Annotated in this window: 22 protein-coding genes and 1 tRNA gene; 10 read left to right on the top strand and 13 right to left on the bottom strand. The window is 69.9% G+C overall.

The genetic code is table 11. The features are described from left to right. Positions 1–40 precede the first annotated feature (40 nt). The 5 genes from OHA77_RS13145 to OHA77_RS13125 are packed head-to-tail and all read left to right on the top strand — an operon-like array spanning position 41 to position 7,781. On the top strand, positions 41–3,391 hold the full coding sequence (locus OHA77_RS13145; protein ID WP_406318318.1) for a DUF4153 domain-containing protein: 3,351 nt from the start codon (positions 41–43) through the stop codon (positions 3,389–3,391). A gap of 44 nt (positions 3,392–3,435) precedes the next feature. After that, positions 3,436–4,959, top strand: coding sequence for an amidohydrolase family protein (locus OHA77_RS13140; RefSeq protein ID WP_406318317.1), 1,524 nt, complete (start codon positions 3,436–3,438; stop codon positions 4,957–4,959). A 38-nt stretch (positions 4,960–4,997) separates the two neighbouring features. After that, entirely contained in the window at positions 4,998–6,107 is a 1,110-nt protein-coding gene (locus tag OHA77_RS13135; RefSeq protein ID WP_406318315.1) for an alanine racemase, read from the top strand. Between the two features lie 44 nt (positions 6,108–6,151). Beyond that, a complete protein-coding gene (locus tag OHA77_RS13130; protein ID WP_326820358.1) occupies positions 6,152–6,538 on the top strand; it encodes a Rid family detoxifying hydrolase in 387 nt (128 codons plus the stop codon). A gap of 31 nt (positions 6,539–6,569) precedes the next feature. Continuing rightward, a complete protein-coding gene (locus OHA77_RS13125) occupies positions 6,570–7,781 on the top strand; it encodes a hypothetical protein (RefSeq protein ID WP_406318314.1) in 1,212 nt (403 codons plus the stop codon). A 121-nt stretch (positions 7,782–7,902) separates the two neighbouring features. Here OHA77_RS13125 and OHA77_RS13120 read toward each other — a convergent pair whose 3' ends face one another. Then, complete coding sequence (locus tag OHA77_RS13120; protein WP_406318312.1) at positions 7,903–9,303, bottom strand: DHA2 family efflux MFS transporter permease subunit; 1,401 nt, start codon at positions 9,301–9,303, stop codon at positions 7,903–7,905. Positions 9,304–9,381: 78 nt separating this feature from the next. On the opposite strand from OHA77_RS13120, the gene OHA77_RS13115 reads away from it, so the two are divergent. Then, positions 9,382–10,095, top strand: a complete 714-nt coding sequence (locus OHA77_RS13115; protein ID WP_406318311.1) for a TetR/AcrR family transcriptional regulator C-terminal domain-containing protein — start codon at positions 9,382–9,384, stop codon at positions 10,093–10,095. A gap of 22 nt (positions 10,096–10,117) precedes the next feature. Here the strand turns inward: OHA77_RS13115 and OHA77_RS13110 are convergent, their stop codons facing one another. Continuing rightward, positions 10,118–10,360 (bottom strand): TetR-like C-terminal domain-containing protein, encoded by a 243-nt coding sequence (locus tag OHA77_RS13110; RefSeq protein ID WP_406318309.1) that lies wholly within the window; start codon positions 10,358–10,360, stop codon positions 10,118–10,120. 80 nt (positions 10,361–10,440) lie between these two features. On the opposite strand from OHA77_RS13110, the gene OHA77_RS13105 reads away from it, so the two are divergent. Beyond that, on the top strand, positions 10,441–13,149 hold the full coding sequence (locus OHA77_RS13105) for an AAA family ATPase (RefSeq protein WP_406318308.1): 2,709 nt from the start codon (positions 10,441–10,443) through the stop codon (positions 13,147–13,149). A gap of 38 nt (positions 13,150–13,187) precedes the next feature. Here OHA77_RS13105 and OHA77_RS13100 read toward each other — a convergent pair whose 3' ends face one another. Beyond that, entirely contained in the window at positions 13,188–13,577 is a 390-nt protein-coding gene (locus tag OHA77_RS13100; protein WP_326820364.1) for a response regulator, read from the bottom strand. A 225-nt stretch (positions 13,578–13,802) separates the two neighbouring features. Between OHA77_RS13100 and OHA77_RS13095 the strand changes: the two genes are divergently transcribed. Together OHA77_RS13095 and OHA77_RS13090 are read left to right on the top strand one after the other, a co-directional pair. Then, positions 13,803–14,822: a C40 family peptidase gene (locus tag OHA77_RS13095; protein ID WP_406318306.1), complete on the top strand. Its 1,020-nt coding sequence runs from the start codon at positions 13,803–13,805 to the stop codon at positions 14,820–14,822. Between the two features lie 83 nt (positions 14,823–14,905). Continuing rightward, a tRNA-Arg gene (locus OHA77_RS13090) sits at positions 14,906–14,980 on the top strand. Positions 14,981–15,384: 404 nt separating this feature from the next. On the opposite strand, the gene OHA77_RS13085 is transcribed toward OHA77_RS13090, so the two are convergent. Then, the gene (locus tag OHA77_RS13085) at positions 15,385–16,284 is read right to left on the bottom strand and encodes a hypothetical protein (RefSeq protein ID WP_406318305.1); all 900 of its coding nucleotides are present in this window, start codon (positions 16,282–16,284) and stop codon (positions 15,385–15,387) included. Between the two features lie 172 nt (positions 16,285–16,456). Here OHA77_RS13085 and OHA77_RS13080 point away from each other — a divergent pair, with 172 nt between their 5' ends. Then, positions 16,457–17,023: a hypothetical protein gene (locus OHA77_RS13080; protein WP_406318304.1), complete on the top strand. Its 567-nt coding sequence runs from the start codon at positions 16,457–16,459 to the stop codon at positions 17,021–17,023. A 221-nt stretch (positions 17,024–17,244) separates the two neighbouring features. On the opposite strand, the gene OHA77_RS13075 is transcribed toward OHA77_RS13080, so the two are convergent. From OHA77_RS13075 to OHA77_RS13035, 9 genes are all read right to left on the bottom strand, one after another. Continuing rightward, entirely contained in the window at positions 17,245–18,411 is a 1,167-nt protein-coding gene (locus OHA77_RS13075) for a glycosyltransferase family 4 protein (RefSeq protein WP_406318303.1), read from the bottom strand. Then, positions 18,408–19,292, bottom strand: coding sequence for a sulfotransferase family protein (locus OHA77_RS13070; RefSeq protein ID WP_406318301.1), 885 nt, complete (start codon positions 19,290–19,292; stop codon positions 18,408–18,410). Before OHA77_RS13070 ends, OHA77_RS13075 begins: the two co-directional genes overlap by 4 nt. A gap of 976 nt (positions 19,293–20,268) precedes the next feature. Beyond that, positions 20,269–20,862, bottom strand: coding sequence for a GNAT family N-acetyltransferase (locus tag OHA77_RS13065; RefSeq protein WP_406318300.1), 594 nt, complete (start codon positions 20,860–20,862; stop codon positions 20,269–20,271). Then, on the bottom strand, positions 20,859–22,331 hold the full coding sequence (locus tag OHA77_RS13060) for an APC family permease (RefSeq protein WP_326820371.1): 1,473 nt from the start codon (positions 22,329–22,331) through the stop codon (positions 20,859–20,861). The genes OHA77_RS13065 and OHA77_RS13060 overlap by 4 nt, the downstream gene beginning before the upstream one ends. A gap of 28 nt (positions 22,332–22,359) precedes the next feature. Continuing rightward, entirely contained in the window at positions 22,360–22,965 is a 606-nt protein-coding gene (locus OHA77_RS13055; RefSeq protein ID WP_406318299.1) for a GPP34 family phosphoprotein, read from the bottom strand. 47 nt (positions 22,966–23,012) lie between these two features. Then, the gene (locus tag OHA77_RS13050; RefSeq protein WP_406318297.1) at positions 23,013–23,207 is read right to left on the bottom strand and encodes a hypothetical protein; all 195 of its coding nucleotides are present in this window, start codon (positions 23,205–23,207) and stop codon (positions 23,013–23,015) included. Between the two features lie 496 nt (positions 23,208–23,703). Next, a complete protein-coding gene (locus OHA77_RS13045; protein WP_406318296.1) occupies positions 23,704–24,621 on the bottom strand; it encodes an IS701 family transposase in 918 nt (305 codons plus the stop codon). Positions 24,622–24,924: 303 nt separating this feature from the next. Further along, a complete protein-coding gene (locus tag OHA77_RS13040; RefSeq protein WP_406318294.1) occupies positions 24,925–26,064 on the bottom strand; it encodes an IS630 family transposase in 1,140 nt (379 codons plus the stop codon). 28 nt (positions 26,065–26,092) lie between these two features. Continuing rightward, positions 26,093–26,752, bottom strand: a complete 660-nt coding sequence (locus OHA77_RS13035) for a transposase (protein ID WP_406318293.1) — start codon at positions 26,750–26,752, stop codon at positions 26,093–26,095. Positions 26,753–26,828: the final 76 nt, after the last annotated feature.

The raw sequence follows: 26,828 nt of genomic DNA, 5'->3' as shown, positions 1-26,828 counted from the left end.
TCACCGGTTCCGACACTCGAACACTGGGATGCGTCAACAATTGAGACCCCTCGACTTCCTGGGCCGGATCAAGGTCAAGCTCGGCCTGGTGATCCTGCTGGCCGTGGCGGCGGCGTTCGTCGTCAACGAGGTCGGCATCAACGCCGGATACTCGCGCAACGTGCGGGTCGCGGTGGCCGTGGTGCTGGCCCTGATCATGGTGCAGCTCCTCGCCCGGGGGATGACCAAGCCGCTGCGCGAGATGGCCGCCGCCGCGCAGACCATCGCCAAGGGCCGCTACGGCCTGCGGGTCGCCGCGACCTCGCGTGACGAGGTCGGCGAGCTCGCCCGGGCCTTCAACGCGATGGCGGCCGACCTGGGCGAGGTGGACCGGCAGCGGCGCGAGCTGGTGGCCAACGTCAGCCACGAACTCCGCACGCCGATCACCGCACTCCGGGCGGTGCTGGAGAACATGGTGGACGGTGTTTCGGCACCCGACCAGGCGACGCTGGAGACGGCGCTGGCCCAGGCGGAGCGGCTCGGCCGGCTGGTCGCCCAGCTGCTGGACCTGTCCCGGCTGGAGTCGGGGGCCCGGCTGATCGAGCTGGAGGACGTCGAGCTCGGTCCGCTGTGCGACCAGGCGCTGCGGGAGGCCGTACTGGCCAGGGACGGGGTCACGGCCCGTTGCGAGGTGGCCGCGGAGCTGAACGTCCGCGCCGACCCCGACCTGCTGGCACAGGTGCTGGCGAACCTGCTGGACAACGCGGTGCGGCACAGCCCCGACGGCGGGGTCGTGGTGCTGGCCGCGGTCGCGGCGGGAGAGGGGGTACGGCTGCGCGTCACCGACGAGGGACCGGGCATCCCGGCGGAGGACCGGGCACGGGCCTTCGAGCGCTTCTCCCGGCTCGACGCGGGCCGGGCCGCCGACGACGGGGGCGCCGGTCTCGGCCTCGCCATCACCAAGGAGATCGTCGAGCTGCACGGCGGCTCCGTCCATGTCGAAGAAGGTGCCGGCTGCCGTATCGCCGTCGACCTCCCAGGAAGGATCACGATGGACGACCCGGACACACCCGACCCCTCCATGACCCCTCCCGTGCCGGAGGCGCCGCCTTTCGAGCCGCCCGGGTCCGTGCCGGACCTCTCCGGAGGAGCCGGGCATGCGGACGTCCCGGCACCGTTCGCGCCCGATCCGGAGCCGCACCACGCGGACGCCGTCGTGCCCTCCGCCGGGAGGGCCGCCATCGTGGAGCCGGTCCGCTCGGACGCTCCCGAGACCGCCAACCCGGATGCCGCTCCCACGCCGGCCCGGCCTGCCGCCGCGGAGCCGGTGCCCGCCGGGCACGCTCCCGTTCCGGTGCCGGGCGAGGTCGAGGCGGCCCCGCCCGTCCCGCACCCCGTCCCGGCCTTCCCTCCCGTGCCCGTGCTCCGCGGTTCGCCCGCTCAGCCGCCGGTGCGCAACTGGGGTGCGGCGTTCCTCGGGGTCGTCGTCGGTGGTCTCATCGGCCTGCTGGGCGCCGTGGTGCCGGCTTTCGTCCTCATCTCGGTGGCTCCCCTGCTGGGCATGCTGGCCGGAGTCCTCATCCTCGCGGCCGGGGCGTTCGTCGGTACGGTCATCGGCGCCACCACTCCTCCGGCGTCCGGCGGCGCATGGGGGCGCGGTGACTCGCTCGCCCACCTCCCTTCGGCGTATTCGCAGCGCCCGGCCGTACGGGTCCGGGAGACCGTGGCGGCCGGAGGCGCGGCGGGCGAGGCCCTGCGGCGGCCGGAAGGCGGCGGTGACGTGGTGGGGCGGAGGGGCGTGGCCGTCGAGGAGGGCGACGCCCGCCATCCGGCCGGGCCGCAGGAGGGCGGCAGGCCGTCGCGGGAGCCGGGAGACGCCCCCCGGCTCCAGGGGAACGACGGCCTGCCGCCGGGGGGTTACGTGGCACCGCCGGTGTTTCCCCGGCCGGAACTGCCGGTCAGTCCCCGATGGGTGGTGCCGGTGTGCGCCGCCGCCGGGCTCCTCGCCGCGTTCCTCCTGCCGGACAGCGCGATGGGTCTGGGGTTCGTGCTGGTCGCCGTCGCCATGGGGTCGGCGGTACTGCCGATCGTGCGCCGGAGGATCACCCCGTGGTCGGTGACACTGGGAGTGATCGCGTACGGGCTGGTCGCGGTGGCGGTGTTCAGGGACGCGGACTGGCTCGTCGGGCCGCTCCTGCTGGCCGGGTTCCTGCTGGCCGCGCTCGCCCTGTCGGGGGCCGGGCGGGGCTGGCTCGCCGTGGCCAGAGGCGGGGCGTCGGTGCTGCTGGGGCTGCTGCCGGTGCCGTGGTTCCTGGCGGCGCAGGTGAGGACGGGGAAGGTGCCGCTGCGCCGGCGGATGTTGCCCGTGCTGCTGGGCGGCGGCCTGACCGTCGTGCTGGTGGTGGTCTTCGGGGCGCTGTTCGCCTCGGCGGACGCGGTCTTCGCCAACACGGTCGAGCAGCTGTTCGCCGGTCAGGACTGGGCGTCGTCGGTGCCGCTGAGAGTCCTGCTGTTCGTGGTCTTCGGGGCCCTGGTCGCCTCCGCCGCGCTGGTGGGCCTGCGGCCGGTGGCCGATCCGGAGGCCCCCGGCCTGCGGCTCAGGGTGAGCCGTGGTCTCTGGGTGACCCCCCTCGTCGCGCTCAACCTCCTGTTCGCCGTGTTCGTGGGGATGCAGCTGACGGTGCTGTTCGGCGATTCCCGGTGGGTGGACTCGGCCACCGGGCTGACCTACGCCGAGTACGCCCGCTCGGGGTTCTTCCAGCTCGTCGTGGTCAGCGTGTTCGTGCTGGCGATCGTGGCGGTCGCCTCGGGGGCGCTCCGGCTCACCGGACACGACCGGTGGCTGATGGCCGGGCTGCTCGGCCTGCTCTGCGCGTTGACCCTGGTGATCCTGGCCTCCGCGCTGCACCGGCTGGACCTGTACGTCGAAGTCTACGGATTCTCCCGGCTGCGAGCCTCGGTCGAGGCGGCCATCTGGTGGCTGGGCGGGGTCTTCGTGCTGGTCCTGATCGCCGGCGCGGTACGGCTGGCGCGGCGCGGGGGCGCCGGGTGGTTCCCCAGGACCCTCGTCGCGATGACGGGCGTCGCGCTGCTGGCGTTCGCGGTGTGGAACCCGGACCTACGGGTCGCGGAGACCCAGCTCACCGTCCGGGGCGTGCAGCAGATCGACCGGGAGTACCTGGGCGACCTCGGGGCGGAGGCCGTACCGGCGCTGGACCGGCTGCCCGAACCGTCCCGCAGCTGCGTGCTGCGGGACGTGGTCCTGGCCAACGACCTGCGGTCACCCGACGCCTGGAACGGCTGGAACCTCGCCCGGCAGCGGGCACGGGAACTGCTCGAACGGCGGCCGGTGCTCGAAAACGTCACGTGCGTCCAGGAGCCCTCCCGGCTGTACCTCCCTTCCCAGGACTGACGATCGCAGCGCACCCGGCCGACCTTGAGTGATTGAATTCGACCATGTCATTCGATGTGGTGATCACGGGCGGCCGGGTGCTGGACGGCACCGGCGCTCCGGCCTTCCGGGCGGATGTCGGCATCACCGGAGACCGGATCGCCGCGGTGGGCCGGCTGGGCGGCGCGGAGGCCGCGACGGTGATCGACGCGTCCGGCCGGCACGTCATGCCCGGTCTGGTCGACTGCCACGCCCACGGGGACGCCCTGGTGTTCGACCAGGAGGTGCAGCTCGCCGCGCTCCGCCAGGGCGTGACCACATTCGTCCTGGGCCAGGACGGCCTGTCCTTCGCGCCCGCCTCCACCCCGGCGACCTTCGCCTACGCCACGCGCTACTTCGCGGCCGTGAACGGAACCCACCCGTCGGCGGACGGCCCGATCAGCGTCCGGGAGCTGCTGGCCGGCTACGACCGGGCGACCGCGCTGAACACCGCCTACCTGCTGCCGCACGGCACGATCCGCTACGACGTGATGGGCGCCGCCGAGCGGGCCGCGTCCCCCGCGGAGCTGGCCCGCATGCTCGCCCATGTCGAGCGCGGCCTGGCGGAGGGGGCCGTGGGCCTGTCGACCGGCCTGGAGTACGCCCCGGGGCGCTACGCGGACGCCGGGGAGATCGCCGCGCTCTGTGCGCCGCTGGGCGGCCTGCCGTACGTGACGCACATGCGCGGGTACGGCGCGCAGGCGGGAACGGGCATGGCCGAGGTGACGGGCATCGCCCGGCGGTCGGGTGCCGCCGTGCACGTCTCGCACTACCACGGCCCGGCGTCGGCCCTGCTACCGCTGATGGACCAGGCCCGCCTCGACGGGCTTGACGTCACCTTCGACACCTACCCCTACCTGCGGGGCAGCACGATCCTGGCGATGGTGGCGCTGCCCTCGTGGATCCCCGCCGCCGACACCGTCCGGGCACTGGAACTGCTGGAGTCCGAGCCGGTCGAGTGGGACCCGGCGATCTGGCCGAGGATCACCCTCTCGCACGTGCCCGGCGCCGAGTGGGCCGAGGGGCTGTCGCTCCCGGCCGCCGCCGCCGAGGCGGGGGTCGAGCCGGGCGAGTTCTGCCGTCGTGTCCTGATCGACACCAGGCTGGAGGCCGGTTGTGTGACGGCCCGTCCCGACGAGGGCCCCGAGGGTGAGGAGTCGGTCCGCGCGATCCTGCGCCACCCGTGCCACACGGGCGGCTCCGACGGCATCTACGTCGGTGGTCACCCCCATCCCCGGGGCTACGGCGCGTTCGCCCGGATGCTGGGCCACCACGTCCGCACGACCGGGGACTGGACGCTGGAGCAGGCCGTCGTCCATCTCTCCTCCCACCCGGCCCGCCGCTTCGCCCTCGCCGGCCGGGGCCTGGTCCGCGCCGGGCAGACCGCCGACCTCGTCGTCCTCGACGCGGCGGAGATCTCCGACCGGGCCACCTACGCCGCCCCGCGCACCCTGGCCACCGGCGTCGACGACGTCCTCGTGTCCGGCGTCCCCGTCCTCACCGGAGGGAAGCTCACCGGAGCCACTCCCGGACGGGCACTGCGCCCCTGAGGATAGGGTCCTCCAAGGCGACCGGAGAGGGGCGTGGGTTGAAGGGGATCGTGGACCCCGGCGGTGCCGTGGGATCGTCGCTGTTCGGCGGGGCGTTCACCTTCCCCGTGATGGTGGCGCACCGCGGCGCGCTGGCGCACAACATCGCGACGCTCGCGGCCTTCGCCAGGGAGTACGGCCTGATCCTGGTCCCGCACGCCAAGACGACCATGTCACCCGAGCTGGTCCGGGCCCAGCTCGACGCGGGCGCCTGGGGGCTGACGGCCGCCACTCCCAGCCAGGCGCTCACACTGCGCGAGTTCGGCGTCTCCCGGATCCTCCTGGCCAACCAGGTCTTCGACCCGGCGGGCCTCGACGCGCTGGCGGCCTGGCTCGACGAGGAGCCGTCGGCTGAGTTCCTGTGTTTCGTGGACTCGGTGGCCGGGGTGGAGACGCTGTCCGCGCACGCGGGGCGCAGGCCGTTCCGGGTGCTGGCCGAGCTCGGGCACGAGGGCGGACGGGGCGGCAGCCGCACGCTCGACCACCTGCTGGGGGTCGCCTCGGCGGCGCAGGCGGCGGACGGTGTGGAGCTCGCGGGCGTCGCCGGGTATGAAGGGTCGCTGGGGTCTGCCGCCGAGGTAAGGGCCTACCTGCACCGGCTGCTGGAGGCCCTTGAGCATCTGCGGGTGCGCGACCCGATCTTGTCGGTGGGCGGCAGCCAGTGGTTCGACGTGATCGGCCGGGAGCTCGCCGCCTGCCAGGCCAGGATCATGTTGCGCAGCGGCGCCTACGTCTCCCACGACGACGGCTACTACCGCGAGCGCACGCCGTACACCCGGATCGAGGGCGAGCTGCGGCCCGCTCTGGAGATCTGGGCGCACGTGCTGAGCGTTCCCGAGCCGGGCCTGGCCGTCGTCGGGTTCGGCAAGCGGGACGCCCCCTTCGACGAGGGGCTGCCGGTGCCGCGCGGGGCCGTCGCGGACGCCGTGGTGCTCAAGGTCCAGGACCAGCACGCCGTCCTGCGGCTCGCCCCGGGTTCGCCGGTCAAGCCCGGGGACCTGGTCTCCTTCGGCATCTCCCACCCGTGCACCGCTTTCGACAAGTGGCGGGTCATGCCGGTGGTGGACGACGACTATGTGGTCGTCGACCTGATAACGACTTCGTTCTAGTTCGTTTGATCCCTACAAGTTTGATCCCTACAAGGAGTGGTGAGATGAGCGGCAAGCAGGAGCTGCTGACCGACGAGGGAGCGGCGCCGGTCGGCGCCTACTCCCAGGGCCTCGTGGTGGGCGACTTCGTCTACACCTCGGGTGCGGGCCCCCTGGACCCCACGACCGGCGAGGTCGTCGGGACCGACGTGGCCGAGCAGACCCACCAGGTGATGCGCAACCTCGGCGCGATCCTCGCCGTCCACGGCCTGGGCTTCGACGACGTGGTGAAGTCGACCGTCCACCTGCAGCATCTCAAGCGTGACTTCGCCGCCTACAACGAGGCCTACAAGTCCTACTTCACCAAGCCGTACCCGGTCCGCACGACCGTCGGGTCCGACTTGATGGACATCCTGGTCGAGATCGACTTCGTGGCCTACAAGCCGCGTTAGAGTCTGACCGACTGCGTGGGAGGGCGGCGGTTTGGACAGCTCGTTGTACGTCTATGTCGAGGACGTGCGGGGGGAGGGCCTGGAAGAGGTCCTTGACCGGGTCGCCGGATACGGGGTGGCGGGCGTGACCGTGGCGGCGGCCTGCCACGGCGCCCGTGACGTCACCCCGCACGGCGGATCCCGCGTGACGATCCGCAGGGACGGCGTGCACTTCACTCCGCCCGAGGACCTGTTCGGCGGGCTCCGCCTGGTCCCACCCGTCCAGGAGGGCGCCGAACAGGAGCCGCTGGCGGCCCTGCGCCTGGCCACCGCCGCGCGTGGCCTGCGGCTGCACGGCTGGGCCGTCTTCCTGCGGAACACCACGCTGGGCCTGGCCAACCCCGACGTGACGGTGCGCAACTGCTTCGGCGACCGCGGCTCGCCCGCCGACCTGTGCCCCTCCCATCCGGACGTCCGCCGCTACGCCGTGGCGCTGGGCCGGGCGGTGGCCAGGCAGGGGGTGGACAGCGTGGTCGCCGAGGCGCTGCACTTCGCGACCTTCGGCCACGGTCACCACCCCGAGCGCAGCTCCGTCCCGCTCGGGCCGATGGACGTCTTCCTGCTCGGCCTGTGCTTCTGCGACTTCTGCATGCGCCGCGCGTCCGACTTGGGGGTCAAGGCCGAGGTGGCGCGCGAGGAGTGCGCCAGGGTCGCGGGAGGCGTGCTCGACGGTGACTCGCCCGCGCAGGGCGAGGTGACCCGGGCCGCCCTGACCGCCTACGCCGGGCCCGAGGTGGTCGCCTACGCGCGGGCCCGCTCGGAGGTGGTGACCTCGCTGGTCTCGGAGGTCTCGACGGCCGTGGCCGCCGAGGGTTCCTCGATGGTCTTCCTCGACGCGACCGGCTGGTTCAAGGGCCAGGCCGACGGACTGCCCTCGGCCGCGCTCGCCGCGCACGACTCGTGGCAGCTCGGCGTGGACCTGGTCGCCCTCGGCGACCTGGTGCCCTCACTCGGCGTGCTCGCCTACGCCCGCGACGCCGCCAGGGTCGCCGACGACGTGGGCGCCTACCGCCGTTCGACGGGCAGGCACCGGGAACTGCGGGTCGTGCTCCGGCCCGGACTGCCCGACACGGACTCGGCCGACCGGCTCGACGCCAAGGTCCGCGCCGTCCGGGCCGCGGGCGGCGACGCGATCGACTTCTACGCCTACGGGCTCGTGCCGTACCCGGTGCTCGACCGCATCCCCGGCGCGCTCTCCGGCTGACGCACCCGTCTCACGGCCTGCCCCGTCCGTCGTCCGGCCTGCCCGCCACGGGTACGGGGTGCCACCGCTCTCCGGTGAAAGCATCGGCCGCCGCAGGGCGGCCTGGCTCACCTCGTGGTGATCACCCCTGTGATGCCGGGCGGCGGGGAATGAGCAGGGCGGGAACGACGGCGACCGCGACGATCATCAGGCTCCACCGGAAGGTCGTCGCGAAGGTCCCGACGCCCGTGCCCTGCGAGCGGATGAGGGACTGCAGGATGACGGCGGTCACCGCCGCGCCGAGGGCGGACCCCACCCTGATCAGGATCTGCGATGCTGTCGCCGCCCCGGGAAGGGCCGGCCGGGGCAGGGTGCGGTAGGCGGACGCCATGATCGACGGTGTGACGAGTCCGTGCCCGAGGCCGATGACGAACATCGCGGCCGCCATCAGCGCGGGGCCGGTGGAGACGTCGACCCGGGTGCAGGCGAACATCCCGGCGAGCACGATCAGGATTCCGGTGACGCCGGGCCGGTGGGGGCCGAGCCGGTCGGTGAGGCGTCCGGCGATCGGCATGGTGACGATCGCGCCCGCCCCCATGGGGGCGACCAGCAGGCCCGCCGCCAGCACGCCCGGCCCCGAGACGGTCTGGGAGTACAACGGGACCAGCAGCAGCACGCCGAAGACCCCCACGGAGTAGACGAACAGGGTCACCGTCGATGCGGTGAAGGCCCGGTCGCGGAAGAGCCGCACGTCGAGCAGGGCGCGTCCGGCCCCGCGCAGTGAGTGGGCGACGAACGCCGCCATGAGCACGGCGCCGAGCAGCAGCCCCACGAGCGCCTGCGTGCCGGTCGTCCCCTCGCCGACCTGGGAGAGTCCGTAGACCGCTGCGGCGAGGCCGGGGGAGAGCAGGGCCAGGCCGAGGAGGTCCAGGCGGCTTTCCGGACGGCGCTCCTCGTCACGCGGGAGCAGCCGTACGGCCAGCAGCAGCGCGACCGCGCAGACCGGCACGTTGACGTAGAACATCCACCGCCAGCTGAGATGGTCGAGGAGCAGCCCACCGGCCAGCGGGCCGAGTGCGGGAGCGAGCATCCCCGGGATCGAGATCACGGCCATCACCCGCCCCAACCGCTCGGGGCCCGCCGCACGGGTGAGCATGGTCTGTGCGACCGGCATGAGGAGTCCGCCGCCGATGCCCTGCAGCGCCCGGAAGACGATCAGGGATCCGGCCGACCAGGCGGCACCGCACAGGACCGACCCGGCGCCGAACAGGGCCAGCGAGACGATCCAGGTCGCCTTGGCGCCGAACCGCCCGATCGCCCAGCCGGTGATCGGGATCGTCATCGACAGGGCCAGCAGGTAGCCGGTGATCACCCACTGGACCGTGCTGAGCGAGGCGTCCAGGTCGCGGCCGAGGACGTTGAGCGCGACGTTGACGATGGTCGTGTCGAGCGTGGTCATGATCGTGCCGAGCACCACCGCGATGGCGACCCCACGGAGCGCGGGGTCGAACCGGGCGGATGGCGGAGCCTGCGTCGCGGTCATCCGTGGTCACCTTTCCGTACGCTGTAGCGTTTTTCCGTACACCGTATCAGTAGGCCGCTACGCCGTACACTCGAGCAGGTGGGAACCGAACACGCACAGGGACCGGTCTGGGCACGGGAGGCGGCCAGGCGCCGCCCGAAGCTGACACGCGAGGCGATCGTGGCGGCCGCGATCAGGATCGCCGACGGCGAGGGGGCGGACGCCGTCTCGATCCGCCGGGTGGCCACCGAGCTCGGAGCCCGCGCGATGAGCCTCTACACCCACATCGAGCGGAAGGAGGACCTGCTCGACCTCATGACGGACGAGGTCAGCGCCGAGATCCTGATCAAGGGGGAGCTGCCGGGCGACTGGCGTGAGGCGATCTCGGCCATCGCGCGGCGCACGCGGGAGATGGTCCGCCGTCACCCCTGGCTGGTGGACCTCGTCTCCCGGCGGCCGAATGCCAGTCCCAACGGACTGCGGCACGCCGAGCAGTCGCTGGCCGCACTGTCGGCCCTGCCCCTCACGACGGAGCGGAGGCTGTGGATCATCGCCGCGGTCGACGACTACACCATGGGTTCCGTGATCCGGGAGGTGCTGCACACGCCGCGCAGGTACGGAGGGGCGGAGGCGGAACGCGACGACCTGATGCAGCCCTACCTGCGCGAACTCGTCGACAGCGGTGAGTTCCCCCACCTCGCGCCGCTGCTCGGCGGCGGCGTCCCGAACGCCGGTGGCGGTAGCGACGAGGACTTCGAGCGCGGCCTGCGCTGGCTGCTCGACGGCATCGCGGGGGATCTCCTCCGGGAGTGATCGGCCGATCTCGTGTCGGCCGTCAGGCCACGCCGTCGAGGACCGCCGCCACCGCCGCCGCGGCGAAGCCGTCGTCGAGGGGGAGCCCCCGGAAGACCGCGCGGAGCCACACCGCGCCGGCGAGCAGATCCATGATCATCATGGGGTCGGCCGTGTCGCGCAGTTCGCCGCGCCGTCTCGCGCGGTCGAAGACGGCGCTCTCCCCGGCGAACCGGTCGGCGAAGAAGCGCTGGGCCGCCCCGGTCCACCTGCCCGCGTAGATCATTCGGCTCGCTGCCGGTGTGCCGTGGCATACTCACCGGCGTGGGGTGGCAAAAGGAGCAAAGCGTTCTTATCGGGCGGTTGGTGGAGCTTGACCGCCTGTCCGCCGTCCTCGACTCGGCCGCCGCCGGGCTGGCCGGGGTGGCCCTCGTGGGTGGCGACGCGGGCATCGGCAAGACCCGGTTGGTGACGGAACTGGGGGAGCGGGCCAGGGCCGCCGGCTTCGCCGTGCTGGTCGGACAGTGCGCCGAACTCGGCGACGCGCTGCCGTACCTGCCGCTGGCCGACGCCCTGCGCGGTGCGCAGGGCGAGCTGCGCGCCGCGATCGACGCCCGGCCCGTCCTGGGCCGGCTGCTGCCCGGGAGCGCCGACCTCGGCCCGGAGACCACCTCCGGCCTCACCCAGCAGCAGCTCTTCGGCTCGATGCTCGGGTTCCTGGCCGCCCAGCCGCTGCTGCTGATCCTGGAGGACCTGCACTGGGCCGACCAGTCCACCCGTGACCTGCTGGTCTTCCTCAGCCGGATGCTGCAGACCGAGCGGGTCTGCCTGGTCGGCACCTACCGGACCGACGACCTCCACCGCCGCCACCCGCTGCGCCGGGTCCTCGCCGAGCTCAAGCGCCTCCCCTCGGTGACGGCCGTCGAGCTGCACCCGCTCGACCGCGGTGAGATGGCCGACTACCTGGCCGCCCTCGGCGGCGACGCCCGGATGATCGGCGAGGTCGTCGACCGCGCCGAGGGCAACCCGTTCTACGCCGAGGAGCTCCTGGAGGCCGCGACCGAGGGCTCCGCGATGACCGACGGCCTGGCCGGTCTGCTGCTCTCCCGCGCGGAGTTGCTCTCCGACGCGGCCCAGCAGGTGCTCCGGGGCGCGGCCGTCGCGGGCCGCCGGGTCGACCACGACCTGCTCCGGGAGGCCTCCGGACTGGAGGAGCTGGCTTTCGAGGAGGCCATGCGGGAGATCGTCTCGCGTGGGCTGCTCCGTCCCAGCGGGGAGTACGGCTACGCCTTCCGGCACGCCCTGCTCCAGGAGGCCGTCTACACCGACCTGCTGCCGGGCGAGCGGACCCGGATGCATTCGGCGTTCGCCCGCCTGCTCACCGCCCGGAAGGGGGCGGCCGCCGAGCTCGCCTATCACTACCTGGCCGGGCACGACCTCGCCGAAGCGCTGTCCGCTTCGGCCGAGGCCGGACGGCGGGCCGAGCGCCTCGGTGCCCCCGCCGAGGCGCACCGTCACTTCGAGCAGGCACTCGGCCTCTGGGACCGGGTCCCCGACCCCGAGCGTCTCGCCGGGATGGACCGCGTCCGACTCGTCCTGCGCACCGCCGCCGCGGCGGCCGACACGGGCGACAACCACCGGGCCATCGCCCACCTCCGGGAGGTTCCCCCGTCGGCCGAGGTGGGCGAACGGCTCGCCTACTACCTCTACGACTCCGACGACGTCCCGGCGGCGATCACGGCCGCCGAGGCGGCCGTGGCCGCGGCCCCTCCCGGAACCGCCGTCCTCGCCAGGGCGCTGGCCACCCTCTCCCGCGCGCTCAGCTGGGGAGTGCGCCAGCCGGAGGCCAGGCGCCTCGCCGACCGCGCGCTGGAGGTCGCCAGGGCCACGGGGGCGAGCGACGCGGAGAAGGGTGCGATGATCGTGCTGGGCTCCTGCGCGGAGTTCGAGGGTGACCTCGTCCGAGCCCAGGAGCTGTTCGGCGCCGCCGCCGCCGTCCGGGACTCCGGTGATCTGGCCATGGATCTGCGTGCGATCTTCCAGCACGCCCGGATGCAGTTCGAGCAGGGCTCCATGACCGTCGCCGCCGCGACCGCCGACAGGGGCATACGGCTGGCGACGGAGACCGGGCTCTCCTGGAGCACGTACGGAACCGACCTGCGGTTCCTCCAGTTCCTGATCCACTACATGGCGGGGGAATGGCCGCAGGCCCGGGAGACGGCCGCCGGATTCGGCACGCGTGCCGGCAATGTTCCCGAGGCCGTCCTCTCCTCCTTCGCACTGTTCGTCGAGGTCGCCACGGGGACGCCCGCGGTCGAGGAACGGCTGACCTGGCTCCGGCCGTTCTGGTCGGACTCCCTGGTCGCCTACATGTCCAGGGGGCTGGCCGCCGAACACGCCCTGTGGCAGCGGGATCCCGGGCTCGCCCTGGAACACGCGACCGCGGTCCTCGACGCCATCAACCCCGCCGACGCGGGCAACCTCCGTATCGGCGCGGTCGCGCTCTGGGCGCTGGCCGACCTTGGCCGCACCGACGGCGCCGACGAGCTGCTCGCCCGCGCGCGGCGGGCGGCCCGGCCCGGGATGGGATTCGAAGGACGCGCCTGGCTGGCGCGGGCGGAGGCCGAGTGGCATCGCGTGCACGGCCGCGCCGACGTCGAGGCGTGGCGGGCGGTGGTCGAGGCGTTCGGCGCCGGATCCGTCTACGAGACGGCGCGCTCCCGGTGGCGGCTGGCCGAGGCGCTGCTGGCCTCGGGTGACCGCGCCTCGGCGCTGGAGGAGTGGCAGCGTGCGGTCGAGGACGCCACGTCGCTGGGCGCCCGGCCGCTGGGCGCGGCCCTGGCGGAGCTGGGCCGCAGGGCCCGGTTCACCTCGGGCCCGGCGGGGCCGCTCACCAGCCGTGAGCAGGAGGTGCTCGCACTGGTGTCCGAGGGCCTGCCCAACCGTGAGATCGGCGAACGGCTGTTCATCGCGCAGAAGACGGTGAGCGTGCACGTCTCCAACATCCTGGGCAAGCTCGGTGCCTCCTCACGCACCCAGGCCGCCGCGGTGGCTCGCAGGGAGGGCCTGCTGTAGGGCCCGTCGAATTCCCGGTCAACCTCCGGGGTGGGCCGTCAGCCGTCGCGTGTGGTCAGGGCCAGCTCGCGGACGACCTGGATGAGCTCGGCAGGGTCGAACGGCTTGGTGAGGTAGGCGTCGACTCCGATGTCGAGTCCCCGGCGCTTGTCGTCGTCCTGCGCCCTCGCGGTGATCAGGACCACCCTGATGTGGCGGGTCTCCTCGTCGCCCCGGAGCCTGGTCGCGGTCATCCAGCCGTCCAGCCTGGGCATCATCACATCAAGCGTGATCACGTCGGGCATCACCTCAAGCACCCGATCAAGGCAGTTCTGTCCGTCGTAAGCGGTCTCCACCTGGAATCCCTCCAAGGTCAGGTTGACCGCGATGAGCTGTCGGATGACCTCGTCGTCATCCACCACCAATACCTTGCCCGGAACGTCGCCCACGGCCGTGAGGCTAACTCCTCAGAGTCGGGTCACGCGCGGTTTTCGGCGGATGCGTACGGACAACCGTCCATGGGCGGCAGGTGTTCCCCCCGGGTGGACGGGCTCGGCCTCGTAGGTGTGGATGGTTTCGGCGTCCTCCACAGAATTCGGTTCGGCCCCTTGGGGATGACCCGGCCCCGCAGATCCTGAGGCCTCGATCGTTCATCGAGCCCAGGGAGGGCACGCATGATCACGACAGTTCTCACCGCCACCGTTCTTGCGACGGTTCTCGCAGGGGGCGGCCCGCAGGCGCCCACGGGACGGTTCTGCTCACAGGTCGCCGATGCCTGGAGGCCGCTGCTGTCCGGTGCCGAGTCACCGGACAGCCTCCATGCGTGGTTACGGGAGATGATGCGCGTCGCGCTCGTCGCCGCCTGTGAGCTCGGCCGCACGAGTCCGGGGCTTCCGGCGCAGACCACCCGCGCCGACGCCGGGGACGGCATCTCGGCCCCGGGCCTTCCCCGAACGGCGGACGCCGCCGAATCCTCCGGGTCGGCTGCTCCCGGCGTCACGGAACCCGCCGCCCCTCCCGCGGGCTCCTCCACCGGCGTCACCGAATCCTCGGGTCCTCCCGTGGGCTCCTCCACCGGCACCACCGAACCCGCCGCCCCTCCTGGACTCACGTCTTCCGGCGGCACCGGCCGCTCCGCTCCTCCCGGGTCCACGTCCCCCGACGTCACCGGTCCTTTCAGGCCCGGATCCTCTTCGCGGGTTCAGCGGCCCGCCGACAGTTCCTCGGAGAGGCCGCCGAAATCCGAGACGTCTCACCACCCGTCCGCGGCCTCCCGGTCGCCACGCCGTCTGTCACCGGGACAGACGGCGGTGACGGCGGCCCTCCGCCATGTCGGCAGGCCGTACGTCTGGGGCGGTGGTTCAGGCGACGGACCGACCGGTGGCGGGTTCGACTGCTCCGGCCTCGCCCTGCATGCCTGGTCCAAGGCGGGGGCCGCACTCACCCACTACACCGGAAGTCAGTTCAGACAGGGCCGCCGCGTGCCGTTCTCCCAGCTCCGCCCGGGAGATCTGGTCTTCTTCGGTGGCGGCGCCGGAGACCCGACCCACGTGGGTGTCTATGTGAAGGACGGCGTCATGGTGCACGCCCCGAAGACCGGTGACGTCGTCAGGACGACGAACTTCGCCGACTCTCCCTACTACCGCTCGCGCTACCGTGGAGCCGTCCGCCCGGTCTCCCGGACCTCTGCCTGACAGAGCCGGTGCCCCTGAGATCACCCGCTTCGCGCTGCGAGTGTCAGTTCCCCTCCAGATGCTGGTAATCTAATCACTCGTTGGCCCCCTTAGCTCAGGGGATAGAGCACCGGCCTCCGGAGCCGGGAGCGCAAGTTCGAATCTTGCAGGGGGCACCAACGCTTCATCAAGGGAAACCTCGCAACGACCTGCGGAAACGCGGGTCGTTCTGCGTTGTGCCACCGGATGTCGCCAGCTATGGCTGCGCCATCCAGGTACGGGATCTTGTTACCGTAGCGTGTCTTCCGTTCGGTTGCCCGGCTGTCCGCGACTGCCGGCGCGGCCCGGAGCCCGCCCTTCCAGGCTGCGTTTCAGCCGGTTATCGGGTCAGGAGCATCAGCGCGAAAAACCCGTGCGCTCGCAGTGGTACGACAGGTACGTCCCCTGGTTTCGCAGTTCCGCGTCCTTCGCCTTGCCCTTCGCCGCTGACGGGTAGTCGCCGTACGTGATCCATGAGGATGCGATGACGGCCGGGGCGCCCGACGTGTCGTGACCGGTGGTCGCGGCGTTCGGCGCAGGGCCGTCAGGCGTACCAGTCCCCGGCGATCTCCTGAAGCTCCTTGCTCCCCTTGCGCTCCGGGGCCACGGACACGCCCACGGTGAAGACCTGCCAGATCCCCTTCGGGTCGTTGAGCAGGCTGAAGACGTGGAACGAGCCGCCGCCCCCGGTGCGGAAGCCGTAGGTCTGGGTGTGGGAGCGGAACCCCGCGTAAGCGCCCTTGGAGATCCTGGCGTAGGCGCGGCGGCTGAAGTTGTCCCCGGCCAGCCGGTAGCCGTGCTTTCCCGCCTTGTTGTTGGGATAGTCCCAGAAGGTCAGATACTCCTTGCCGACAGCCGCGCCGTCGGACGCGGCGGTGACGTAACCCTCGGCGTCCAGGCGCGGCGCCGGCACCCGCTGGCCGTAGTGCAGCGGTGTCTTCGCGGCCAGCTTGAAGGACTGGCCCTTCGGCCGCCAGAAGGCCAGAATGTGCGCCCGGTCCTGCCCCCGGTAGGTCGCCTGGAGGATGAACCACTCCCCGGTGGCCGGCTGCTCACGGGGCACGTAGTACGTCTGCCTGCCGGTCAGCAGGATCGGCTTGCGGAGCTTGCTCTTGTCGCCGTCCTCCACATGGCCCTTGTCGAGGACCGCCTCGTGCCGGGTGCCGTCCCAGAACAGGTCGTCCACCTTGGAGAAGTCGCCCCACCAGTCACGGTCCTTGATCGTTCTGTTGTGCTTGGCCACCCAGGACGCCGCGGCCTTCCTGGCGTCGGCGGTGGTGAGCCGGACGCTCTCGGGCCGAGGGGTGGGCGTGGGCGTGGGTGCCGCCGCTGTGGGCGGGGGCGTCGTCGTAGGGGAGAAGACCGGGCGAGCGAAAGGGTTGGGCACAAGGGCGCAGCCGGTGAGGCTCATCGCCAGGACGGCGATGAGTGGCGCTTTCCGCACGGTGCCGATCTCCTTTGCTGAATGCGACAAATGACAATGAAAGACACCGTACCGGTCAACCCCCAGGGCCGCGCCGATCGGTCACGGCCGACGGCCACAAGGTCGTTGCTTACCACGTGTCAATGGCAAAGAGTAAGGCAGCCAAAGCTGTCAGTAACGTAAAGTTCGGTGAGTGCTCTGCGCCTTCGTTGATGAAAGCTGTCGTGTCCGCAGGGATGACGACTGCCTCTATGTTCTTGCCGCCGTCCTCCTTCCAGCGGAAGAACTCGACCAGGTCAGGTCGATGATGGACAGCTTGCGGTACGGCAAGGCACCCACCGTTCATTGGCGAACGGAGCGATCCGCGCGCAGGCTGCTCATCGCGCAGGCGGTGGCCTCGTTGGAATGTGCGTCGGTGGTCGCCGTCAGCCTGTACGGCACTGCAGGCCGCTCGGAGCGGGCCAGGCGTCATTGTCTGCTCCGGTTGCTGCCCGAGCTATCCGCGCGCGGGGTCGGAGCGGTGGTGTTCGAGTCGCGTCGAGAGCAGGACGCTGGCGACAGGGCGATTCTCACGGCTCTGCGACGAGGCGAGCAGATCGCCGCTGAGATGTCGGTCAACTGGGAACGAGCCAGCTCGGATGCCGCGCTATGGACGGCTGATGTCGTCGCGGGGGTCGTGACCGGGTGGATGGGCGGAGATCAGCAGTGGTGGCCGCTGTTCGAGGACCGTGTCACATTCCTGGAAGCATCAGAGGCCTGACTGGAGAAAGCGCAAGCGCCGGGCTCCCGATTCCATCGGGGGGTTCCCGGCGCCACTTCCATGCCCCAGAGGACACGACACCGTAAGTATCCGCTTGTTTCCCCTCAGTCGTCAAGCCAAAGCCATCTGGTGGCTTGGACTGGCGCCGCGGGTACTGTCCGCGCGTGTCAGCGTTGCCCTTGTTGATGAGCGAGGAGTCGCGATGCCGCCGTTGCGGGCGTTCAGAGTGTCTGGTGGGTGCGGTCGGTCCTGGTCAGCTCGGCGAACAGGTTCTCCCACAGCGGTGTGACGCTGTCGGGGGCGTAGTCCCGTGCGGTGTGCACCGCGGCGGTGCCCAGGCGCAGGCGTGTCTCCCGGTCGGCGATGAGACGCTTCAGCGCCTCGGCCAGGGCGTCGACGTCCTGGGGCGGGACGAGCAGGCCGTCCACCCCATCGGTGATGACGTCGCGCGGGCCGGTCGGGCAGTCGAAGGCGACGACCGGCAGCGCGTGGGACATCGCCTCGATCATGACCATCGGCAGCCCCTCGAACCGGGAGCTGAGCACGTACACCGACGACTGGGCGAGCTCCTCGTCCAGCCGGTCGGTCCGCCCCATCAGCGTGATGTTGTCACCCAGCTTGCGTTCCCTGATGAGCGCCTTCAGCTTCGCCTTCTTCGGTCCGGTGCCGTAGATCCGTAGCCGCCAGTCCGGGTATCGGCGCACGACCTGCTCGAACGCGGGGACGAGCAGGTCGAACCCCTTCTGCGAGACCAGCCGCCCGGCGGCGATCACCAGCCTGTTCTCCTGGCGCGAGGGGGTCTGGTCGGTGGTGTGGATCGCGTTGGGGATCCGCACGACCGGGGTGCCGGGCAGCAGCGTCTGGTAGTCCCGGCGGTCGGTCCCGGTGAGCACCGCGACCGCATCCAGCCGCCCGTAGTGGCGGGCGATCTCCCGGCGGACGGTGTCGGGGTGGGTGGCCAGGTTCATGTGCTCCTGCGCGATCCGCACCACACTCATCGGGGTACGGCGGGCGGAGATGAGATTCAGCGCGGGACGGGTGGTGACCAGGATGCCGTCCTGCAGCCCGGAGACGTAGTCGATGACGGCCTTCTCCACCCGTTCGGTGAAGTAGGCCGCCGCGAACTCACCATGCGGCACGATCTTCCCGCGGACCTTCCGCCAGACCCGGCGTCCCACCGAGTCGGGCCGGACGCCGTCCCGCTGGTCGACCAGCGGGACGATCTCGACACGCGGGTCGATGGGGAACTGGGGTGTGTCGCGACGCCGTACCACGCTGGCGATCTCGACGTCGTGTCCCGCGGCGACCATCGCGTTGGCCTGGTTGACCACCGTACGGATCGTTCCACCCATGCCGTAGGCGTGCAGGAGCATGTAGCGGATCTTCATGGGCGCCGATCCGCCGGCTCGGGCAGGTACCCCCAGGTCCGGCAGATCGGCCGCAGCACCTCCGGTATCTCCTCCGGAGTGGGGAGGGCGCGTCCTCGCTGCACGGTGCCCGACTGGATCTTGTCCTTCCAGTCGCCGAGCCCCTTCTGCAGGACGGTCTGCTCGCCGTAGGAGAGCATCTCCGGTTCCCAGGGAATGTTCAGAAAGTCGCAGATGCGGCGCGTCTGGTCCTCCGGAGCCTCGGTCAGGTCCTCGTAGCGCAGGGTCAGCCCGCCCAGCGCGCGCCGTGCCCGCTGGGTCGCCTTCATGTAGCGCAGGGCGTCCAGGGCGGCCTGCTCCGCGTTCCTCTTGTCCGGGCTGGCCTCGTGCCACGATCTGGCGATGGAGGCCGGATGGCGCAGCAGGAAGACGAACCGGGCGTCGGGCCAGCAGGTGGCGATCCGCTCGAAGGCGAAGGCGTTGGCCGGGGTCTTGTCCACGACGTACTTCTTGCCGCTGCGGACGAGTTCCCGGTGCAGCACCCGGTCCCACAGCAGATGCTCCAGGTCGGCCTGGTTGTGGCCGAGGGCGTCCATCGCCTTCTCCGCGAGCGGGGTGCCGAATCCCACGGCCAGCCGTCGTACGTGCAGTTCGTGGGGGGCGTGCAACATCGAATGGGCGTTGAGCACCGCCCGCAGCAATGTGGAGCCCGATCGGACGGGGGACAGTACGAAGACCGGAGCGACCAACAGCCGATCAGCGTCCGGATCGGCGGGCGGGCGGACCAGATCATCGGACGCGACGGAGCGCGCGACCGATGTTTTTTCCGCTTTTCCTACCCGCCTTATCTGAAACCCGGCGAACTCGCTGAGAGCTTCGTTGACCTTGTACTTCCAGTTCATGCTTAATAACGCTATCCAGCTTTCCTGGCATTTTCCTGAGCGTGATCTTTCCGGCGGGGGCTCCTGGTGGGTCCGGTGCTTCGGCTGACGACTCGGGGCCCCACAGGTGAAAGGCGCTGTTTCCGGCCGGGGGCCGGGTCCGACGGCCGAGGCGGCCACCGGCCCACGGTCTTCCGGACCTATGGCGCCGCGTACTGGTGCAGGTGCCGACCTGTGACGGATTTCTCACCTCCGGACGGTTCCGCCGGCGGGTCCTGGAATTCGCCCCGGCCCCGTCGCTGCTCGGCAGTCGGTGCCGGACGGCACCACGCTGACCTTGTTCGCCGAGGCGGAGGCCGTGCGGATCAGGTCGGGCATGCCGATGTGGGTGGCGGCGTTGAGCCGTTTCGGCCCGACGGGCGGATTCCGGTCGACGGAGACGGCATCCGGGTGACGCTCCGGCGGGTATCCGTGGACGAGTGAGTTATTGCCGGAGCCGGCCGCCACGGTGAAGGCGGTTGTGTTTCATTTGAGAATGTCCAGGCGGTCGTTCTTTGGATTGTTTTATCGGCTATCTGAAATTTTCATTTTTCTGCAAAAAAGAATCTTCCATGACATTTGTTGTTTCGGAGCGAAGCGATCGGAAGGGCTTGGTGTGCCTCGGTTTCCGAGGGCGCCGCACCGCGATCCTCTCCGGCTGCCGGCCATCGGTCGTCGAGCGTGCGGAACCACGCGTGGGCGGAGAAGGAAGGCCGACGCAGGCAGTGACGACAACGGAACCGCCATTCTGTCGAGTCGTTGACCGTGCGATATACGGTTCAATTTCGCACATGCTGGAGATCAGGTGGTCAGCCTTCTCCGCGTCGATGACCTCGTTCCCGGTGAGAACACGACAGAGAGCACCCTCGTCATCACTCGGTGATGACGAGGGTGCTCTCTGTCTGCTTGATTCGCCAACGGCGTCATGATGGGCCGGGGGCGGGGGCCGGCACTCGGGTCAGGGGTTCGGCGGGCGCCACATCGGGAACATCGGCGGGCCGTCGGGCATGAACATCGGGTCGCCGAGGTCTTGGTAGCCGTGGCGCAGGTAGAGCCTGCGGCTGCGGGTGCTGCTGGCCTCCAGATACGCGGGCATGCCCGCCGCGTCGAGCCCGCGGTGATACTCCTCGAGCAGCCGGGTCCCCGTCTTCCGTCCCTGGTGCCCGGGGAGCACGGCGAGGAACGCCAGGTAGTGGTGCGGGTCGTGGGGGTGGCGCTTGTCCATCACCTCCCCCATCTGCCCGATGCGCTCCGCGTGGGGACCGGCGAACGCCTCCACCCGGGCGTCCCGGTCGGGGATCTCGGGAAGCGGCTCGGCGCCCTTGTGGAACCACACGGCCACGGCGGACATGTCGGCCGTCGCGTGGACCTCGCCGTGGATGAGGGCGCTCTCGGTGATCATGGAGAAGAAGGGGGGCATCACCCGGCGGCGGTCGTCGTCCGGCGGGATCATCCAGGCCGAGATCTCCTGCTCGTGGAAGGAGGTGGCGATGATCGCGCCGATGGTCTCGGCGGCTCCGGGAGCGTGCTGAACGTGAATGATCTCTGTCATTCGGTCCCTCCCACGGCCGCCTGGGCGCCCCGCCCGATGTTCGCGTATACCTTCGGCCGGTTGGCCCGCAGGGCGAGTCCCCACATGACGCCGAGCCCCACGGCGACGAAGTAGACGGCGGGCATGATCCAGCGCAGCGGGGAGTCGGGGGCCACGCCGAGCACGGTGTCGAAGTTGGCCATGACGAGCACGATGACCACGATCAGCAGGACCGAGGAGATACCTGGGGCGATCCTGGTCCGCCAGGCGTTCTCCTCGTTGGAGTTCTTGGCGAAGAAGACCAGCACGGAGATCGAGGTGGCCGCCAGCATCATGAGCAGTCCCAGACCACCGAACGATCCGACGGTGAAGAACAGCTGGACGACCGGATCCAGGCCGAAGACCGCATATATGACGATCGTGACCAGCCCGATGACACTTTGCGCCACCGAGCCGTTGACCGGGGCGCCGGTCCGGGGGGAAGTACGACCGAAGGTCTCGGGCAGCACCCTCTCCCTGCCGAGGGCGAAGACGTAGCGGGAGATCGTGTTGTGGAAGGCGATCAGCGCGGCGAAGAGGCTCGTCACGAAGAGGAGGGAGCCGATGGTGGCGACGGTCGCCCCCAGGTGCTGCCCGGCCAGGTTGAACAGGAGAGCCGAACTCTGCTCGCGCGAGGTCTCGACGATCTTGTCCGAGCCGATCGGCACGGTCATCGCCCAGGACGACACGGCGTAGAGCCCGGAGATGACGGCGAGTGCGGCGTAGGTCGCGATCGGCACCGTGCGCCTCGGGTCCTTGGTCTCCTCGGAGAACACCACCGACGACTCGAAGCCCGCGAAGGACGCGATGCAGATCGCGACCACCGCACCGATCCCGGGGACGAAGAGGCTCGACGGGTCGAAGACGTCGAGGCTGTAGCCCGAAGCCGCCGGGTTGATCAGGTCCGCGATGTCGAACACGACGACGACGGCTATCTCCGTCAGCAGCAGGACCGACAGGATCTTCCCGTTTACGTCGACCCGCATGAGGCCGAGCACCCCGGTCAGTACCCAGGCGCCCAGTCCGATGACCCACCAGGGCGGAGAGCTTCCGAACCAGTCGGCGATCAGTGGCTGGGCGGCCGCACCGATCATGCCGTAGAGACCCACCTGGAGCGCGTTGTAGGCCAGCAACGCGACCCACGCGGTCGCCACCCCCACCGGCCTGCCGAGTCCTTTCGCGGTGTACGCGTAGAACGCCCCGGCGTTGACGACGTAACGGGCCATCGTCACGTAGCCGACAGCGAACAGGCCCAGGATGGCTCCGAGCAGGAGAAAGGCGAGCGGTACGCCGGTCACGCCGGTCGCGGCGTAGGCGGCGGTCACCGAGCCACCGATGACGGTCAGCGGCGCCGCCGCCGAGATGACGAAGAACACCACCGACGGCACACCGAGGCGGTCCTGGGCGAGCGCGGCGGAAACGGCGCTGGCCCTTTGTTCTGTCACGGACATGGGGATCCTTGGAATGAGGGGGGTGGGTTCACCGGCGGCTGATGACGGAGTCGCCTACGGCAGCCTCGGTCTGGGCGATCAGTTCCTGGAGCGGCGCCGGGAGGGCGGTGATCGAATCGGAGAGGTATCTCGGGTTCTGCTCCCACAGGACGAGCTGGTTGCTGCCGGTCGCGACGAGCAGCCCCAGCAGGACGCTGTCCTGGACGCTGAGTGGCTCACGGCGTTGGATCGCCAGGTTGACGCGTCCACTGGGCCACGCCGCGATGTTCACGTCGACCGGCACCTGCCTCCGCGACGGGCGTCTGCCGGGCGGGCGCAGCAGCCCGTCGGCGGTCATCCGGGCCGCCACGTCGGCGGGTGCTGTACGGGCGAGGAACTGTAACCAGGTAGGGAAGCGATGCGAGGGTTCGGCGATGATGTGGTCCAGGGCGGTCCTGGTGAGCGCGTCTCCGGGCGGCGCCGCGTCGAGAACGACGAGCCGTATCTGCGCCGCCGCCAATCCCACGGTTATCCGCCCGGCGAGCATCAGTTCTCCCAGAATGGCGGCGGCCAGCCCCAAACCGGTCAGGCGGGCATGAAGCCTCATCCGGCCGGTCGCGTTGTCATGCATGACAAAGAACAGGTCGTTGGCCAACCGGGTTCCTGAAAGATCAACTCCAATCACGAACGGCGATCGTATAGCTAAATCATTAAATTTGTCATTACGCGAACAAAGTTCCGGAGCCGGACATAGATCGGCCAGGCGAGAACCGAAGAAACGGACAGATAGCTTCTATCCATCTTCGACGGCGCGTTCGGTTCCAGCTCGCGTTCAGCCGACTTCGAATCCACCGGTTGCGCCTCGACGTCCTGCGCCTCCCCCGTCAACTCCTCCACGTGCTTCTTCAGCGCGTTCAGGGCATCCGAAACGTCGAGTCCTTGCGTGGTGAGGCGGTGATATCGGCGCGAAAGACGCTGGTCGGCGGCTCTCGAAGGCTACTGAAGTCCTGAGGTTGAGGAATATCCGCGCCAGAACGTGCGCCAACTGATCGTCTCGGAACGAGTTGAGCCATCGTGAGCGAGCCAACCCAGATTCTGAACGGTCCAGAGGTTCCCGGAGCAATCCTTAGCGTTCAATCTCGCAGGGATATCGGTCAGACCAATACCCGGCGCGTGTAGAGGCCCTGGCGAAACTGGTAAGGCCCCCCTCGGGTTCCGCGCACGTGTACGCGCGAGTGCCTCGCGAAACTCTCCAGAGTCGTTCTCGCCGTTATGGGCTCTGCGTCCCGCAGGTCAGGAAGACAACGTCACTCGGCGCCGGGGGTGGACCCGCACTGGGACCAGAATGCACGCTACTGAAGTTGAAGCCCGGGAGTTAGTACTCCAGCCGTACTTAGTGATCTATGTTGCGTTGTCGCTGGTAATGGGCTCGGCGAGCGCGTGTCTGGTGGCGTATCCGCCACACTGACCAATGCCGGATGTGATGCTCGTCGATGGATGGCCGGGTGAGCGATGCGAACAGCCGGCGGATCTCATTAGCGGAGATCACGATCGTGTGGCCGACGGAACCCGTGGTCATGTGGTCGTGGTCGGGTGGGTTCGGTTCACCTGCGAGTGTGGCTCGGGTGACGGCGAGGAAGGCCAGGGCGAGCATGGCCAGTGTCATGTATCGGTACCAGGCCGGATAGAGCCTGACCTGGTACCGGTCGAGGACGGCTTCGTTCTTACCGGTTCGGAAGCACTCCTCGATGGTCCAGCGTGCGCTGGCGACGCTCACCAGGCGGGAGAGGGAGACCGGGGCCGGGCTGTGACAGAGGTAGAAGGCCAGTGCCGATGGCGTGCTGAGGGAGCGGCGGATCAGCAGGCGCTGAGCCGGGCTGGTGGTGGCGATCAGCGCCCAGTCATAACGTCGCTCTCCTTTGGCTCCAGGGCCGCAGGAGAGTCGTTGCCAGGCGGCTTTGGGGATCTTCTCGGCGATGACGTCGGCACGGACCTTGCCCGCGCCGGTGGTGATCTGGTGATCACGGGCTACGGCCAGCACGTAGCCGATCTGCCCGGTTTCCAGAAAGCGTCGCAGGGGGCCGTTGTCGCCGTAGGCCTCATCGGCCGTCACCCAGGAGAACGGCACTCCGGCGGTGATCGCCCGCTCGATCATCGCCCGCAGCAACTGCGGCTTGGTGGCGAACCCCGTATCGTCAGGGATTCCCGCCTGCGCGCATCGGTCGGTATCGGCGATCCACGACAGGCGGGGAAGATACAGCTCCCGGTCCAGCAGGGCGCGGCCCCGGGTGGAGGCGTAGCCGAGGAACACGCCGATCTGACAATTGGTGATCTTCCCGGGGGCTTGTTCGTGAATAACTGTCAGAGTTGATCTGCGGGGCAGTCATCGGCGGACGTAATACGATCTTGCAGTTGCTCGAGCGTACGTGCGGGCGATCCGGGGATCGGCGTGACGGAGATTTTGTGCAGGTCGAGGATCCGGTGGCCATCTTGGAACTGGTTGGACAAGTTGGTGCGGGTGGCGCCCAGCAGGCGGGCTAGGAGGGTGCTGGTCGCGGCCTTGCGGCGACGGAGTAAAGCGGTCAGGAGCCGGTGGAAGTGATCTAGTGGCTCGTCACGCAGCCTTGGCCGGGTAACTGGTCCAGCTTCGGATGGGTGAACTGGCGGCGAAGCGGGTCTTGGGTACGGCTTGTGCGTTGCGCCAGCGGACGTAGCCGGCGATGGCGGCGTTCTGCTCGTCGTGGCTACGGTGATCGGTGCCGTTGAGCGCGTAGTAGCGCAAGGCTGCGAACTCGGACTCGATCCAGTTCAACCACGAGCCGTAGGTCGGCAGGAACACCAGCTCGACATCGTGCTCGGCCGCCCAGGAGCGAACCTCGGGATGCTTGTGCGGTGAGTAGTTATCCATGATCACATAGAGGGTTTCGCCTGGCCAGCGTGCCCGGAGCGTCTTAAGGAAGGACAAGAACTCCCGCCACCGCTTGCGCTTGCGGATCCGGTAATACAGCTTGCCGGTGACCAGGTCCAGGGCGGCGATCATGCGCATGACGCCGTGGTAGCGGTTGTAGGTGGCCCGCAGCCGCGCCGGCGACTTCTCCGGACGCCAGCGTTTGCCCTTACGCGGCATCAGGTTCAGCGGCCCGAACTCATCGACGCAGATCACCCGCCCTCCCTCGGGCGGATGGTCGTATAAGTCCAGGACGCGCTGCATCTCGGCGATGAAGTCAGGATCGTTGGAGGACTTCCACGTGGTGGTGGTCTGCCAGCTCACCCCGCCCTTGCGCAGGATCCGGCGCAGGTGCTCGCGGCTGATCGAGGCCACCACCTTGCGCTTGAGGAGGTGTTCGGCCAGGGTCTTCAGGCTCCAGGTCGAGTGCCCGGTGATGCCCCATTCGGCGGGGACCGTCTTGGCGATCAGGCAGATGTGCTCGCGCACCTGGCTACTGATCGTCGGCGGACGGCCCCCGCTCCATTTTGGGTCCAGCGCATCGAACCCCCGCTCGTTGAACGCGTGGATCACATCGCGCGCATAGTCATCGCTGACCTGCATCAACGAGGTGATGTCCGGGACCGACCGGCCCTGGCCGGACATCATCACCACGATTGCCCGCCGCAGCTTCACCGGATCCTTCGCGGTCCGAGTGATCCGCTGCAGCTTGCGGCCTTCCTCCATCGACAGGGCACGAACGAACACTTCCGGTCGGCGAGCCACAACCACCTCCTCAACATCCTGGAGGAAGGTTGCCGCTTTCACCGCTCGAGAGCAATTACCCGGCCGAGATTCAGTGACGGGCCACTAGCAGGAAGGCCAGGCAGGGCAGATCGTAGCCGGCGTCGAACACCAGCAGGATGTCCGGATCACCCGGCCGCCACTGCCCCGCCTCGATCAGCCGGATGAGCAGGGCACGGACCTGAGCGGCGGTCACGGCCGCCAGCCGCAGCGCATCCAGCACCTGAGTCCAGGAGGTCCGCCCCGTCTCCAGCGCGGCGATCACCGAGTACGGCCAGCCCGGGATCATCAGATGCTGATCCTTGCTGCGGCCGTAGGTATGGCAGAACGAACGGCTCGGGCTGGTGGCCGCATCCGGGCGCAGCCACGGGGACACATCCACCGCCAGCACCAGGCGTCCGCCCGCCGCCCTGGGCAGCGGCAGACCGGCCAGCGCCCGCCGGAACCTGCTGATCTCGATGCGGCCCTGGTTCAGCCCGCCGTACAAGGCGCCATGCCCGCGCCGGTGCTCGGGTGCCGGCGCCAGGTCCACCAGCGTCGTGACCGGCCCGGCGGTGCACAAGAGCGCTTCGGTCAGCTCGAACAGCTCATCGGCCCGAGCGGTCAGGCAGGCGTAGAAGTCGCTGCGGAAGCCCGACAACTCCGCCAGCGCTTCGGTACGGAGATCTTTCTGGTGCGCGTCTGGGCTGCATACCGCAGCGCGTGTCAGCATGGACCTCACGGCCACCGCCTTCATCTTGATGTCTTGGTAACTCGACGATGAGGCGGTGGCCACTTTCACGTCCAGC

This window comes from Streptosporangium sp. NBC_01639 (assembly GCF_045209755.1).
In the GTDB taxonomy this organism is placed as follows: Bacteria; Actinomycetota; Actinomycetes; order Streptosporangiales; family Streptosporangiaceae; genus Streptosporangium.
Note: the sequence above shows the minus strand (reverse complement) of the source record. Positions and strands in the feature narration are given on the sequence as shown.